The sequence below is a fragment of the Marinobacterium sp. MBR-111 genome, assembly GCF_040547585.1.
Taxonomy (GTDB): Bacteria; Pseudomonadota; Gammaproteobacteria; order Pseudomonadales; family Balneatricaceae; genus Marinobacterium; species Marinobacterium iners.
This window is the reverse complement of sequence record NZ_JBEPQA010000027.1, coordinates 21,196-35,026: the sequence shown is the minus strand read 5'-3', so window position 1 is coordinate 35,026 and position 13,831 is coordinate 21,196. Positions and strand designations below refer to the sequence as shown.

Sequence of the window (13,831 nt, the reverse complement as noted above, 5' to 3'; positions counted from 1 at the left end):
GCACAAGGTCAGACAGATTTCAACATGGATTTCAGGAAGCGTCCGGTATGTGACTGTGGCACGTTTGCAACGGTCTCAGGTGTGCCGGTGGCAATGATTTCGCCACCACCGCTGCCACCTTCCGGGCCCAGGTCTATGATCCAGTCGGCGGTCTTGATTACGTCCAGGTTGTGTTCAATCACGACGATGGTATTGCCGTGATCCCGCAGGCGATCAAGGACATTGAGCAGTTGCTGTATGTCATAGAAATGCAGCCCGGTGGTGGGCTCGTCAAGAATATACAGGGTCTTGCCGGTGTCCCGCTTGCTTAATTCTCGCGCCAGTTTGACACGCTGGGCTTCGCCGCCAGACAGCGTGGTGGCGGCCTGCCCGAGGCGGATATAACTGAGACCGACATCGATCAGCGTCTGCAATCGTCGAGCCAGCGCCGGTATGGCGTCGAAGAATTCACGCGCATCCTCAACCGTCAGCTGTAACACCTCATCAATGCTTTTGCCCTTGTATTTCACTTCCAGGGTTTCACGGTTATAGCGCTTCCCTTTGCAAATATCGCAGGGCACATAGATGTCCGGCAGGAAGTGCATCTCCACCTTGATTACGCCGTCCCCCTGGCAGGCTTCACAGCGGCCACCTTTTACATTGAAACTGAAACGTCCCGGTTTGTAGCCGCGTGAACGTGCTTCCTGGGTCCCGGAAAAGAGTTCACGGATCGGTGTGAAAATGCCGGTATAGGTTGCGGGGTTGGAGCGTGGAGTGCGTCCAATCGGACTCTGGTCTATATCGATGACCTTATCAAACAGGTCCAATCCTTCAATCCGCTCATAAGGTGCCGCGTCCAGCGTTGTCGCATGATTAAGTGCCGTGGCGGCAACCGGGTACAACGTGTTGTTGATCAATGTGGATTTGCCGGAACCCGACACGCCGGTCACGCAGGTCATCAGTCCAACAGGAATTTCGAGCGTCACCTGCTGCAGGTTGTTGCCGCTGGCGCCTATCAGACGCAGTATCCTGTCACTGTCCACCGGCTTGCGCTGTTCCGGTATCGCAATCGACCGTTTGCCGGACAGATACTGGCCTGTGATCGATTCGGGATTGTCCATAATGGTCTGGGGCAGGCCCGCAGCGATGACTCGGCCCCCATGTACGCCGGCTCCGGGGCCAATATCGATCAGATAATCCGCCATTCGAATCGCGTCTTCATCGTGTTCTACTACGATTACGGTATTGCCCAGGTCACGCAGGTGTTCCAGAGTTTTGAGCAGACGTTCATTGTCGCGTTGATGCAGTCCGATGGATGGCTCATCCAGTACATACATGACACCGACCAGACCTGCACCAATCTGACTTGCCAGTCGGATGCGCTGAGCTTCACCACCTGAAAGAGTATCAGCACTGCGTTCAAGCGATAGGTAGTCGAGTCCTACATTGACCAGAAAACTCAGGCGCTCACGAATCTCTTTCAGAATCTTGTCGGCGATCTCGCCTTGTTTGCCTCCGAGTTGAAGCTGTTCAAAGTACTCTTTTGCCTGACCAATCGGCAGGCGTACAAGATCAGGCAGAGTGCGTTGGTCAATAAATACATGGCGCGCGTCAGCACGCAGTCGGCTGCCATTGCATGAGGGGCATGCATGCATGTTGAGATAGCGAGCCAGGTCTTCGCGTACGCTTTCGGACTCGGTTTCCCGGTAGCGCCGCTCCAGATTATTGATCACGCCTTCAAAGGGGTGCGCCTTCTTAACGCGTTCGCCTCGGTCATTACGGTAGTGAAAGTCTACGCTGTCATCACCACTGCCGTGCAGAATGATATTGCGGTGTTGTTCGCTGAGTTTCTCAAACGGGGTATCCAGATCAAAGCCGTAGTGTTGACCTACCGCCTGCAGCTGTTGGTAATAGTAGAGACTTCGCTTATCCCAGCCACGTATGGCACCCTGTGCAAGGGTCAGTGATGCGTCCTGTACCAGTTTGGCTGGATCAAAATACTGTCGTACCCCAAGACCATCACAGGCAGGGCAGGCGCCGTGGGGGTTGTTGAATGAGAACAAACGAGGCTCGAGTTCCTGAATGCTGTGGCCGCAGGTCGGGCAGGCGAAACGTGCCGAAAATACCATCTCCTCCATACCCTCATCCATGGGGGCAATTCTGGCAATGCCATCGCTCAGCTCCAGAGCGGTTTCAAATGATTCTGCCAAGCGGGTTTGAAGGTCCTCTCGAACCTTGATGCGATCAACCACCACTTCAATATCGTGTTTGCGTTTCTTGTCCAGTGTTGGGGCATCATCAAGATCGACCACCAGCCCATCTATACGGGCGCGGACGAAGCCCTGGCTGCGCAGCTGGCTGATGATATGTAAGTGCTCACCCTTGCGGCCCTGTACGACGGGAGCCAACAGCATTACGCGTGTGCCTTCGGGCAGTGCGAGCACCTGATCAACCATCTGGCTGACGGTCTGTGCCGCCAGCGGCAAGTCATGTTCAGGGCAGCGCGGTTCGCCTGCTCGGGCAAAGAGCAGACGCAGGTAATCGTAAATCTCGGTGATGGTACCAACTGTCGAGCGGGGATTATGCGATGTGGATTTCTGCTCGATCGATATGGCCGGTGACAGTCCTTCGATATGGTCTACATCGGGCTTTTCCATCATCGACAGGAACTGGCGTGCATAGGTGGACAAGGATTCCACGTAGCGGCGCTGTCCTTCGGCGTAGAGAGTGTCGAAGGCGAGTGAGGACTTGCCTGATCCCGACAGCCCTGTGATGACGATCAACTGGTCGCGGGGGATATCGAGGTCAATATTTTTCAGGTTGTGGGTGCGTGCACCCCGTACCAGAATCTTGTCCATTGCGGCTCCGCCTTGGCTGGCAAAAAGGACTATTATAGAGCCTATAGCGGGACAGCAAAAACAGCTGTGCTTGTGGTATCCTCATGGGCGTACGGCCACATGCAGGATGCGGTGGCCCAGGCTAACAGGATAACGGGAGAGTGAGATGGCGCGCGGTATCAATAAGGTAATTCTGATCGGTAATCTGGGAGCTGATCCCGAAGTACGTTACATGCCATCTGGCAATGCGGTCACCAACGTGAACCTTGCCACCAGCGATAGCTGGAAAGACAAACAGAGCGGCCAGATGCAGGAGCGTACCGAGTGGCATCGGGTCGTATTCTTCAACCGTCTGGCTGAAATTGCGGGCGAATATCTGCGCAAGGGTTCAAAGGTTTACATTGAGGGCTCCCTGCGTACCCGCAAGTGGCAGGGACAGGATGGCCAGGATCGCTACACGACTGAAATTGTAGCCAGCGAGATGCAGATGCTGGATGGACGCGGTGGTGAAGGGGGTGGTGGTTACCAGCAACCTTCACAGGGTGGCGGTTATGCACCTCAGGGCGGCGACATGGGCTATGGTCAGCCACAACAATACAATCAGGCACCGCCACAGCAGGCTCCGCGTCAGCAGCCGCCACAACAACCCTCGCAACAATCTCAGCAGCCAGCCCCGGGTTTTGATGACTTTGATGATGACATCCCGTTCTGAGAGCTGATCCACGCGACTGCAGCAATACCTGTTCAAAGGCCCCGCAACGCGGGGCTTTTGTGTCTGTTGCAGGGCACTTTTTTCATATCGGGCAGGTGTGCAGGGGCAGAGTTTGCGGTATGCTCGAAATGAACCGGGCTTGCCCCCGAACTTTCATTCCAGTAACAGGTGAACATCCCGTCAATGGTGGCCAGCGCCTATACAACATCAGCCAAGGTTCTCATCTGCGGAGCGGATGGCCAGATTGGTCATGCTCTGGCGGAGCTGTTGTTGCAACAGCAGGGGCTTGAGTGTATCGCCCTGGGACGACGCAAACTTGATGTGACCGACCCTGAGCAGATCCGACAGCAACTTGAACGACACCTGCCTGACTACGTGATCAACTGTGCCGGCTTCAACCGGGTTGATGATGCCGAACGGCAGCCTGATCAGGCTTTGGCCGTGAACAGTGCCGGCGCGGCCAACCTTGCTGCCGCCTGTGCGCTGCTCAGTATCCCGCTGCTGCACCTGTCCTCGGACTATGTCTTCGATGGCCACTATGCCAGTGGCTACAGTGAGGATGACGCTGCCTCCCCGCTGGGCGTATTTGGGCGCAGCAAGTGGGAAGGTGAAGAATCCGTGCGCAGCCTGCACTCTCAACATCTTATCCTGCGTGTGAGCTGGGTGTTCAGTGCCCGTGGTGACAATTATCTTTTGCGTACACTGGAGCAGGCGCGGCATGAAGCCATGATTGAGGCGGTTGATGACCGGCGTGGCTGCCCTACCTCGGCTGAAGATGTGGCGCGTGTCATCCTGGCCATCCTGCGCCAGCTGACCTGCGGTATTGATGTGTGGGGAACCTATCACTATTGCGGCGCTGAAATCACCTCCCGTTATGGCTTCAGTGAGGCGATTCTGGCCGCGGCGCGGCAGTATGAGGAGCTTGCTGTACAGGAACTTCGTGCCGTAGCATCGGCTGATTATCCGGCTGCTGCACAGCGGCCGGCTTCATCTGTGCTCAAGTGCCGTAAGCTGCTCAGTACCTTCGGTATTCGTCAGCGTCCCTGGCGCAGTGAGTTGCAGCGCGTCATTCGGGAGCATTACGGCGAACTCTAAATGTTCGCCGTATACCTTCACATTTTAAAACAGTCCAAGGCTGGCAGAACGCGTCAAAGCCACTGCCAGAATATACCCCAGACACAACAGTGCCGCGACCAGAGCCAGCAGGCGTGTTTTCATTGTTTTGCCACGCTTCAGCGCAACCGTTCCAAAACCAATATATCCGACCAGACCCAGTATCTTGGCTGTGAGCCAGTGATGGGTGAGCGGGTATTGCGACAGCACCAGCATCAGGCCGATCGCACTGACCAGCAGCAACGTATCGATCACATGGGGGAAAATCTTGAGCCAGCGAGCATTGAGCGCCTTGGGCCAAACCAGCATAAGTGCTGCGCGCAACATGAACAGGATGATACTCAGTCCGACCATGGTCAGGTGTGCATGTTTAAGCATCAGGTAAGTATTCAATGCCGGTTTCCTCAACTATTGCAGGCGGGTGGGTGTTGGATGGGCTTCACTATACCTGCGGCATGTCTGATTTGAAATTCGCCTTTGCCTGCAGGGTAATGTTTTACCTCCCGTTGCACTGTAAAACGGGCAGTAACAGGGTAAAATGTGCAACTTTTCAGCAGCCGCTAGAGGCGTGACATACGCGAATGAATGCTCAGACTCTGACACCGGATCCCTATCAGTCCATCCGCCCCTACCGGGATGATGAAGTCGAGGCGGTACTTCAGCGGCTGGTGCGCGACGACGAATGTATCTCGGCCCTGACGCGCTACCAGTTTCCCAGGGCTTCCGGCCCGCTGGGTTGGCTGCTGCGTCCACTGGTGCGCATTGCTGTGGCAGCACGAGTTGGCGAGATCGAAAGCATAGATGGTTTCCAGCAGCTGGTGGCCGATTACATGCAGAAAATGATCGGACGCACCACAACGCGGGTTAGCTGCTCGGGTATTGAGCGTTTGGACCCCAACGAAGCTTATCTGTTCGTATCCAATCACCGTGACATCGCCATGGACCCGGCGTTTGTGAACTGGGTTCGCTATAAGGCTGGCATGTCGACGGTGCGCATTGCGATCGGTGATAACCTTCTGCGCAAACCCTATGTGTCGGACCTGATGCGGCTTAATAAAAGCTTCATCGTTAATCGCTCTGCCAAGGGGCGAGAGATGATGTCGGCGCTGACTCAACTCTCTTCCTACATCGATCACAGCATCAGCAATGGCCACTCTATCTGGATCGCGCAGCGTGAGGGGCGAGCGAAAGATGGCAATGACCGTACAGATCCGGCATTGATGAAAATGTTCTACATGTCGCACCGCAAGCAGCGCAGCCTGGGCGAGATGGTGGGGCGGCTCAACATTGTACCGGTATCCATTGCCTATGAGCTTGACCCCTGTGATGCGCTCAAGGCTCGTGAGCTGGCCGCTGTTGCGCTGCACGGTGCATACGAGAAATCTGAATACGAGGATATCAGCAGTATTGTCCGAGGCATTACCGGCGACAAGGGGGAGGTTCACATCGCTTTTGGTACTCCGCTGAGTGGCGAGTTTGAAACCCCTGAGCAGATTGCCGCTGAGATCGATCGTCAAATCCACCTCAATTACCGGCTGCACCCAAGCAATCTTGCTGCTGCCGGCGAGGCGGTCAGTGTCGAGCAGCAGCAGGCCTTTGACGCGCGCCTTGAAAGTGTGAGCGATGAGGAGCGGCCGTTCCTGCGTCAGATGTACGCCAACCCGGTCTTCAATCATCACAATGCCAGCCAGGGGGAGAGCTGATGCCTGCTCAACGCTCTGGGGGCATGCGGCTGTATCTGCGCGGCCTGCTCTATGCGGTTGGCTTTTACCCGTTGACCATGCTGTTTGCGATCCCCTGTTTGCTGATTGGCCCATTGCTGCCGTTTCGGGCCCGGTTCAAGTTTCTGACCCTGATCAATTATTTTTATATCGATTGGTTGCGCATCTGCTGTGGTTTGGGGGTTGAACTGAAGGGGCGTGAGCATCTTCCAAAAGAAGGTGCGTATGTGGTTGTTGCCAATCATCAGAGCGAGTGGGAGACGCTGTACTTCCAGACACTCATTCGGCCTCAGGCCGTGGTGCTCAAGCGCGAGCTGCTACGAATCCCGCTGTTCGGCTGGGCACTGGCACTGTTGCGTCCGATCGCGCTTGATCGCAGCAAGCGGCGCGGTGCGCTGAAACAGCTGCTGGAGCAGGGGCAGCAGCGGCTGGACAGCGGTATTCCATTGCTGATTTTCCCGCAGGGTACACGTGTACCTGTGGGGCAGATGGGCAAGCTGAACAAGGGCGGTGCGATGCTGGCCGTGAGTCGCGGTGTACCGATTGTACCGGTGGCACATAATGCGGGTCTTTACTGGCCCGGTAACTCGTTCGTCAAGTATCCCGGCACCGTGCAGGTCAGTGTAGGTCCCGCGATCCAGACGGAAGGGCGCAGTGTGGATGAAGTGCATGCTGAAGTAGCAGGCTGGCTGGAGCAGACCATGCGAGAGCAGGGCAGTCTGGAGTAAGCTAAGGTTGAATTCGGCCCATAAAAAAGCCGCTCCATTATGAGCGGCTTTTTTATGGGCCAGCCAATGGGGCTGGCCGCAGTATCAGCCTTCGTATTTCTCGAACACCAAAGTTGAGTTGGTGCCGCCGAAGCCGAAGCTGTTGGACATGACGCGCTTGAGCTCGATGTTGTCCTTGCGTTCCGTGACAACCGGCATGCCGGCCGCTTCCGGATCCAGTTCTTCGATGTTGGCCGACGCACAGATGAAGTTGTTCTGCTGCATCAGGATCGAGTAGATCGCTTCCTGTGCACCGGTGGCGCCCAGTGAGTGACCGGTGAGTGACTTGGTAGAGCTGACCGGCGGCATCTTGTCACCGAAGGTCTGCTTCATCGCCTTCAGCTCCTGAATGTCACCAGCCGGAGTGGAGGTGCCGTGGGAGTTGATGTAGTCGATGGGGCCATCTACGGTGGCCATCGCCTGCTGCATGCAACGAATGGCGCCTTCACCGGATGGTGCAACCATGTCGTAGCCGTCGGAAGTAGCGCCGTAGCCAGTCAGCTCAGCGTAAATCTTGGCACCACGAGCTTTGGCGTGCTCCAGTTCTTCGAGCACCAGCATGCCGGCACCACCTGCGATCACGAAACCGTCGCGATTGGCGTCATAAGCACGAGACGCTTTTTCCGGAGTATCGTTGTACTTGCTGGACAGCGCGCCCATGGCGTCAAACATGACACTCAGCGACCAGTGCAGCTCTTCACCACCACCGGCAAAAACAACGTCCTGCTTGCCGAGCTGGATCTGCTCCATGGCGTTACCGATGCAGTGTGCACTGGTCGCGCAGGCTGAGGTGATCGAGTAGTTGACACCCTTGATCTTGAACGGAGTTGCCAGACAGGCGGAGACGGTGGAGCCCATGGTGCGGGTAACGCGGTAGGGGCCTACGCGGCGGACACCTTTTTCACGCAGAATATCAGCGGTTTCAACGATATCGGCTGAAGATGCACCCCCTGAGCCGGCGATCAGGCCGGTACGGACATTGGAGATCTGGTCTTCGCTCAGGCCGGAATCTTCAATCGCCTGCTTCATGGCCAGGTAGGCATAAGCCGCAGCGTTGCCCATGAATCGACGCAGCTTGCGATCGATCAGGCTGTCCAGGTCGATATCGATGCTGCCCGCAACCTGACTGCGGAAGCCAAGCTCCTTGTACTCCGGCTGAAACTTGATGCCGGAGCGCCCCTGCTTCAGTGAGTCCAGAACTGTTTCCAGATCATTTCCCAGGCAGGAAACGATCCCCATACCGGTCACAACGACGCGTCGCATGTGTAGCCTCTCTTCAATCGTTCAGAAATATACTGTCTTATTATATGGCAAGGTTAACGGGTCGAAGTTCAGGCTCAGAAGTTATCTGTCTGCTTGAACAGGCCGACACGCAGGTCCGTGGCAGTATAGATGGTACGGCCGTCAACAGACAGTGAACCATCGGCTATACCCATAACCAGCTTGCGCTCGATGACACGCTTGAGTTCGATGTGATAGGTCACCTTGCTGGCGGTGGGAAGCACCTGACCGGTGAACTTGACTTCACCGGAGCCCAGGGCGCGTCCGCGTCCTTCATTGCCGCGCCAGCCGAGGAAAAAGCCTACCAGCTGCCACATGGCATCAAGACCGAGACAGCCCGGCATGACAGGGTCTCCCGGGAAGTGGCAGTCAAAGAACCAAAGGTCTGGGCGGATATCGAGTTCGGCGATGATCTCACCCTTGCCGTACTGACCACCATCGGTGTTGATGTCGATGATGCGGTCCAGCATCAGCATGTTGCCGACCGGCAGCTGGGCATTGCCTGGGCCGAACATCTCGCCATGGCCGCACTTGAGCAGCTCTTCACGTTCAAAGGAGGAGGGTCTAGTCATAGGAAACCGTATATCCAAGGCATTTCATAAAATTTGCCCGATTATACCGATTTGACTGCCTGCAGGCACGGCCTGTGTGCCCTTATTTGATCGATATCGGATCAGATGGGGGATTTTAGCGGCTGCAAAGGCTCAAGTTGCACGCCGCGGTCGAGCTGCAGCGTGCTCTGGAATCAGCTGGTGCGGCGGGTTGCCATCTGTGCCAGGGTGGTGAGTGTCTCACGGAAAGAACTGGCCGGCAGTGCTTCCAGCGCGGTAATGGCGCGACTGACTTCGGCTTCGGCCTGCTGGCGGGTGTAGTCGATTGACCCTGTGCGCTGCACGATATCCAGTACCGGTTGCAGATCGTCCAGGCCGCCTTCGCGAATGGCGCCACGAATCAGTTTGCGCTCAGTCTCGCTGCCGACTCGCATGGCGTGGATCAGTGGCAGGGTGGCCTTGCCCTCGGCCAGGTCATCACCGACATTCTTGCCCATGGTGGCGCTGTCGGACAGATAGTCCATCAGGTCGTCCACCAGCTGGAAGGCGATACCCAGGTGGCGACCGTACAGGCGCAGTGCTTCTCGCTCTTCTGCGCTGGCATCGGCCAGAATGGCGCCAACTTCGGTAGCAGCCTCAAACAGCATCGCCGTTTTGCCGAGAATGACCTGCATGTAGGACTCTTCGGAGGTGTCCGGGTTGCGCTGATTCAGCAGCTGTAACACTTCACCTTCGGCGATTACGGTAGTTGCATTGGAGATCACCTGCATGATCTCCATGCGGTTTATCTCGACCATGATCTGGAAAGCGCGGGAATAGAGAAAATCACCCACCAGTACGCTGGGCGCATTGCCCCATTTGGCATTGGCGGTTGCATTGCCACGGCGCAGCTCTGAGTTATCCACAACATCGTCGTGCAGCAGGGTAGCGGTATGGATGAATTCGATTACGGCGGCCAGCGGGATATGTTGCTCTCCCCTGTAGCCGCAAGCGTTGGCGCTGAGTAGTACCAATAGCGGGCGCAGTCGCTTGCCGCCGCCGGCGACAATATAGTGACCGATTTTCTCGACCAGAGGCACAGTCGACCCAAGGTGGTTGAGAATATAATCGGTTACCGCATCGAACTGCGGCTCTATGGTCGGATTAAGCTGGTGTGGCTGCATGGGCGGGGTTCTGTATGTGGACTGAACACCCGCCGCATGCTAGGGGGCTGGGAGAAGGGTGTCAAGCCGGGCTGGGAGACGGGTGTCGGGGCGGGGGATTTGGCAAGGATTGCGCTTGCCTGTGGCGAGGGACTCGGGTAAAATTGCGCGCCTTAAACCTGTCCACGATCGCTCCCTACCATAGGGTGTCCAGAAGTCTTCAGACTTCGGCCATTAGAAGTAGGTTTCGTTTCCAGTAGCCGGGCAGGTTAATACTTGGAGAAAAGCATGTTTGCAGTAATCGTAAGCGGCGGTAAACAGTACCGTGTGCAGGAAGGACAGACACTGAAGCTGGAAAAACTGACTGCTGAAGCAGGTTCCAGCGTTGAGTTCGACCGCGTTTTGCTGGTCGGTAACGGCGACGACGTTAAGGTCGGTGCTCCGGTTGTTGAAGGTGCCAAAGTGGCTGCAGAAGTTGTAGCTCACGGCCGTGGTGACAAGGTCACCATCATCAAGTTCCGTCGCCGCAAGCATCACATGAAGCGTCAGGGTCACCGTCAGTGGTTTACAGAAGTTAAAATCACAGGCATCAGTGGCTGATCAACCGAATTAGGAGATTGAATAATGGCTCATAAGAAGGCTGGTGGTTCAACGCGTAACGGCCGCGACTCACAATCAAAGCGTCTGGGCGTAAAGCGTTTCGGTGGTCAGGCCGTTATCGCGGGTAACATTCTGATCCGTCAGCGTGGCACCAAGTTCCACGCCGGCACCAACGTTGGTCTGGGCAAGGATCACACCCTGTTTGCAACTGCAAACGGCGTGGTCAAGTTCGAGGTCAAGGGTCCGAACAACCGTAAATATGTGAGCGTCGTTCCTGCCTGAGCAGTGATCTGATACTCGCATCGAAAAGCTCCGCCCAGGCGGGGCTTTTTTCGTTTGCAGGCGGCCGTGCGCAAGCGTCCGGCTGTCCCGCCCGGATTGAGAGGGTGTACTCCTCTGATCCCGGGATGAATGAAAGTTGGAGGTAATGATGAAATTTGTAGATGAAGCGACCATCACAGTGGAAGCTGGCAAGGGTGGTAACGGCTGTCTGAGCTTCCGGCGTGAGAAATTCATTCCAAAGGGCGGGCCTGATGGCGGAGATGGCGGTGATGGTGGCTCGATCTGGGTTGAGGCGGATGAATCGCTCAATACGCTGATCGATTATCGCTTTACCCGCCGATTCAAGGCGCAGAACGGTGAATCCGGCAGCGGGCGCAACTGCACCGGCTCCAAGGGGGAAGATCTCATCCTGAAGGTGCCTGTGGGTACAACAATAGTGGATGTCGATACCGGAGAGGTGTTGGCGGATCTGACCCGTATCGGTCAGCAGGACAAGATTGCTCAGGGCGGTTTTCATGGCTTGGGTAACACGCGCTTCAAGAGCAGTGTCAACCGCGCACCACGCCAGACCACCAAGGGCAGTGAAGGCGAATTGCGCAACCTGCGGCTGGAGCTGAAGGTGTTGGCCGATGTAGGGTTGTTGGGTCTGCCCAATGCGGGCAAGTCCACCCTTATTCGCTCCATCTCGGCAGCCAAGCCGAAAGTGGCGGATTACCCGTTTACAACGCTGGTGCCCAACCTTGGCGTGGTGCGCACCGAAGCGCATCGCAGCTTCGTGGTGGCCGATATTCCGGGCATCATCGAAGGTGCGGCCGAAGGCGCGGGGCTGGGGATTCGCTTCCTCAAGCATCTGGCGCGCAACCGGGTGCTGCTGCATCTGGTGGATATGGCGCCCTGGGATGAAACTACGCCCGCGCAGGCGGCGGTGACCGCCGTGAACGAACTTGAAAAATTCAGCCAGACGCTGGCGCAACAGCCGCGCTGGCTGGTGCTGAACAAGCTGGATATGTTGCCTGAAGAGGAGCAGGATGCAGCCTGTCAGGCCGTAATCGACGCGTTGGGCTGGGAAGGTCCAGTTTATCGAATTTCAGCGCTGAACAAGCTGGGGCTGACGCCGCTGGTGCATGACCTGCAGGATTTTCTGGATGCCCGTGCGGCAGCTATAGCGGAAGATCCGGAACTGCTCGAGCAAGAGCGGCATACGCGTGCACTGATCGATGAAGAGGCGCGTGAAAATCTGCAGCGTCTGCGCATGGAGCAACGGGCGCGTCGCATGGCGGATGATGGTCTCGATGATGATGACTTCGACGATGATGATTACGATGTCGAAGTGGAGTATGTACCCTGACGGAGAAGGTATAAGGTGACAGCGGGACGTAATGGTCTGACCCAGCGCGGGCGCTGGGTGGTCAAGATTGGCAGTGCGCTGCTGACCAATGATGGTCAGGGGCTGGATCAGGTCGCCATTGCGCACTGGGTGGGCCAGCTGGTAGAGCTGACGCGCAGTGGTGTCGAGGTGGTGCTGGTGTCTTCTGGCTCAGTGGCTGAGGGAATGACCCGGCTGGGCTGGGCTGGGCGTCCGCGCGAGATTTACCGCCTTCAAGCGGCAGCGGCTGTCGGTCAGATGGGGTTGGTGCAGGCCTATGAGACCAATTTCCGCCGTCACGGCATGCACACGGCTCAGATATTGCTGACCCACGATGACTTGTCCAATCGCAAGCGCTATCTCAATGCTCGCTCCACGCTGCGTACCCTGATCGAGCTGGGTGTGGTTGCAGTGGTCAACGAAAACGATACCGTTGTCACCAGTGAGATTCGCTTCGGTGACAACGATACGCTGGGGGCGCTGGTGGCCAACGCGGTCGAAGCGGATGTGCTGGTACTGCTGACTGATCAGCAGGGGCTGTATACCGCTGATCCGCGCAGCAATCCCGATGCCGAGCTGATCAGTGAAGCGATGGCGGAGGATGAGCGACTGGTCGCCATGGCTGGAGATGGTGGTCGGCTTGGACGCGGTGGCATGGCGACCAAGGTGCGTGCAGCCAAGCTGGCAGCGCGCTCTGGTGCACTGACGCTGATTGCCAGTGGGCGCGAGCCGGATGTGCTGCTGCGGCTCCACCGCGGTGAGCTGATCGGTACTTTGCTGCTGCCTGAGCGAGAGCCCATGGCGGCACGCAAGCAGTGGATTGCCGGGCACCTGCAGGCGCGCGGTACGCTGGTGCTGGATGCTGGTGCTGTGATGGCGCTGGCGGAACGGGGCAAGAGTCTCCTGCCTGCTGGAGTACGCTCGGTCAGCGGTGATTTCTCGCGTGGCGAGATGGTGATGATGATGGATGAGCAGGGGCGTGTGGTTGCACGCGGGCTGGCAAATTACGGCGTAGAGGATGCGCGTCGAATTATCGGTCGTCCCAGTCGCGAAATCGAGTCATTGCTGGGCTTCATGGGCGAGGAAGAGCTGGTGCACCGCGATAACCTGGTGCTGGCCTGAGGTCGGTACCTCGCGGCGTTATTACAGCAGCTGAATGACAGGCACAAAAAAACCGGCAATTGCCGGTTTTTTTATGCTGACAAGGTAGTGACTTATGCCATTGCCTTGATGCGAGCGGTCAGGCGGCTCTTGGTGCGGGCGATCTTGTTCTTGTGGAAGATGCCTTTGGTTACAGAGCTGTCCATGATCGGCTGAGCGACCTTGAACGCTGCTTCAGCAGCAGCCTTGTCACCGCCGTCGATGGCAGCGATTACTTTTTTCATGTACGTGCGCGCCATGGAGCGCAGGCTAGCGTTGTGTTGACGACGCTTCTCCGCCTGGCGAGCGCGTTTTTTGGATCCTGCGGAATTAGCCACGG

14 protein-coding genes are annotated in these 13,831 nt (G+C 56.9%); 8 read left to right on the top strand and 6 right to left on the bottom strand.

Annotated elements, in window-relative coordinates:
* Positions 1 to 8: 8 nt before the first annotated feature.
* On the bottom strand, positions 9 to 2,837 hold the full coding sequence (gene uvrA / locus ABIE61_RS15690) for an excinuclease ABC subunit UvrA (protein ID WP_354411181.1): 2,829 nt from the start codon (positions 2,835 to 2,837) through the stop codon (positions 9 to 11).
* A 145-nt stretch (positions 2,838 to 2,982) separates the two neighbouring features.
* Here uvrA and ssb point away from each other — a divergent pair, with 145 nt between their 5' ends.
* Together ssb and rfbD are read left to right on the top strand one after the other, a co-directional pair.
* Complete coding sequence (gene ssb, locus ABIE61_RS15685; protein ID WP_354411178.1) at positions 2,983 to 3,528, top strand: single-stranded DNA-binding protein; 546 nt, start codon at positions 2,983 to 2,985, stop codon at positions 3,526 to 3,528.
* A gap of 168 nt (positions 3,529 to 3,696) precedes the next feature.
* Complete coding sequence (rfbD, locus tag ABIE61_RS15680) at positions 3,697 to 4,623, top strand: dTDP-4-dehydrorhamnose reductase (protein ID WP_254775009.1); 927 nt, start codon at positions 3,697 to 3,699, stop codon at positions 4,621 to 4,623.
* Between the two features lie 24 nt (positions 4,624 to 4,647).
* Here rfbD and ABIE61_RS15675 read toward each other — a convergent pair whose 3' ends face one another.
* Complete coding sequence (locus ABIE61_RS15675; RefSeq protein ID WP_091826443.1) at positions 4,648 to 5,034, bottom strand: SirB2 family protein; 387 nt, start codon at positions 5,032 to 5,034, stop codon at positions 4,648 to 4,650.
* A 188-nt stretch (positions 5,035 to 5,222) separates the two neighbouring features.
* On the opposite strand from ABIE61_RS15675, the gene ABIE61_RS15670 reads away from it, so the two are divergent.
* Positions 5,223 to 6,344 carry a 1-acyl-sn-glycerol-3-phosphate acyltransferase gene (locus ABIE61_RS15670; protein ID WP_206838335.1) on the top strand — a complete coding sequence of 374 codons (1,122 nt, stop codon included), beginning with the start codon at positions 5,223 to 5,225 and terminating at the stop codon, positions 6,342 to 6,344.
* Complete coding sequence (locus tag ABIE61_RS15665) at positions 6,344 to 7,090, top strand: lysophospholipid acyltransferase family protein (protein WP_242530077.1); 747 nt, start codon at positions 6,344 to 6,346, stop codon at positions 7,088 to 7,090. The genes ABIE61_RS15670 and ABIE61_RS15665 overlap by 1 nt, the downstream gene beginning before the upstream one ends.
* A gap of 84 nt (positions 7,091 to 7,174) precedes the next feature.
* Here ABIE61_RS15665 and fabB read toward each other — a convergent pair whose 3' ends face one another.
* The 3 genes from fabB to ispB all read right to left on the bottom strand — a co-directional run bounded on the left by fabB (position 7,175) and on the right by ispB (position 10,124).
* A complete protein-coding gene (gene fabB / locus ABIE61_RS15660; RefSeq protein WP_206838349.1) occupies positions 7,175 to 8,392 on the bottom strand; it encodes a beta-ketoacyl-ACP synthase I in 1,218 nt (405 codons plus the stop codon).
* Positions 8,393 to 8,466: 74 nt separating this feature from the next.
* Positions 8,467 to 8,982, bottom strand: a complete 516-nt coding sequence (fabA, locus tag ABIE61_RS15655; RefSeq protein WP_206838369.1) for a 3-hydroxyacyl-[acyl-carrier-protein] dehydratase FabA — start codon at positions 8,980 to 8,982, stop codon at positions 8,467 to 8,469.
* 173 nt (positions 8,983 to 9,155) lie between these two features.
* A complete protein-coding gene (ispB, locus tag ABIE61_RS15650) occupies positions 9,156 to 10,124 on the bottom strand; it encodes an octaprenyl diphosphate synthase (RefSeq protein ID WP_091826451.1) in 969 nt (322 codons plus the stop codon).
* A 267-nt stretch (positions 10,125 to 10,391) separates the two neighbouring features.
* Here ispB and rplU point away from each other — a divergent pair, with 267 nt between their 5' ends.
* From rplU to proB, 4 genes are all read left to right on the top strand, one after another.
* Positions 10,392 to 10,703 (top strand): 50S ribosomal protein L21, encoded by a 312-nt coding sequence (rplU, locus tag ABIE61_RS15645; protein WP_091826453.1) that lies wholly within the window; start codon positions 10,392 to 10,394, stop codon positions 10,701 to 10,703.
* Between the two features lie 24 nt (positions 10,704 to 10,727).
* Entirely contained in the window at positions 10,728 to 10,985 is a 258-nt protein-coding gene (gene rpmA, locus ABIE61_RS15640) for a 50S ribosomal protein L27 (protein WP_091826454.1), read from the top strand.
* Between the two features lie 148 nt (positions 10,986 to 11,133).
* A complete protein-coding gene (gene cgtA / locus ABIE61_RS15635; protein ID WP_206841830.1) occupies positions 11,134 to 12,333 on the top strand; it encodes an Obg family GTPase CgtA in 1,200 nt (399 codons plus the stop codon).
* A gap of 15 nt (positions 12,334 to 12,348) precedes the next feature.
* A complete protein-coding gene (gene proB, locus ABIE61_RS15630; RefSeq protein ID WP_354411171.1) occupies positions 12,349 to 13,473 on the top strand; it encodes a glutamate 5-kinase in 1,125 nt (374 codons plus the stop codon).
* Positions 13,474 to 13,565: 92 nt separating this feature from the next.
* Here the strand turns inward: proB and rpsT are convergent, their stop codons facing one another.
* Positions 13,566 to 13,829, bottom strand: coding sequence for a 30S ribosomal protein S20 (gene rpsT / locus ABIE61_RS15625; protein WP_091826457.1), 264 nt, complete (start codon positions 13,827 to 13,829; stop codon positions 13,566 to 13,568).
* Between the last annotated feature and the right edge of the window lie 2 nt (positions 13,830 to 13,831).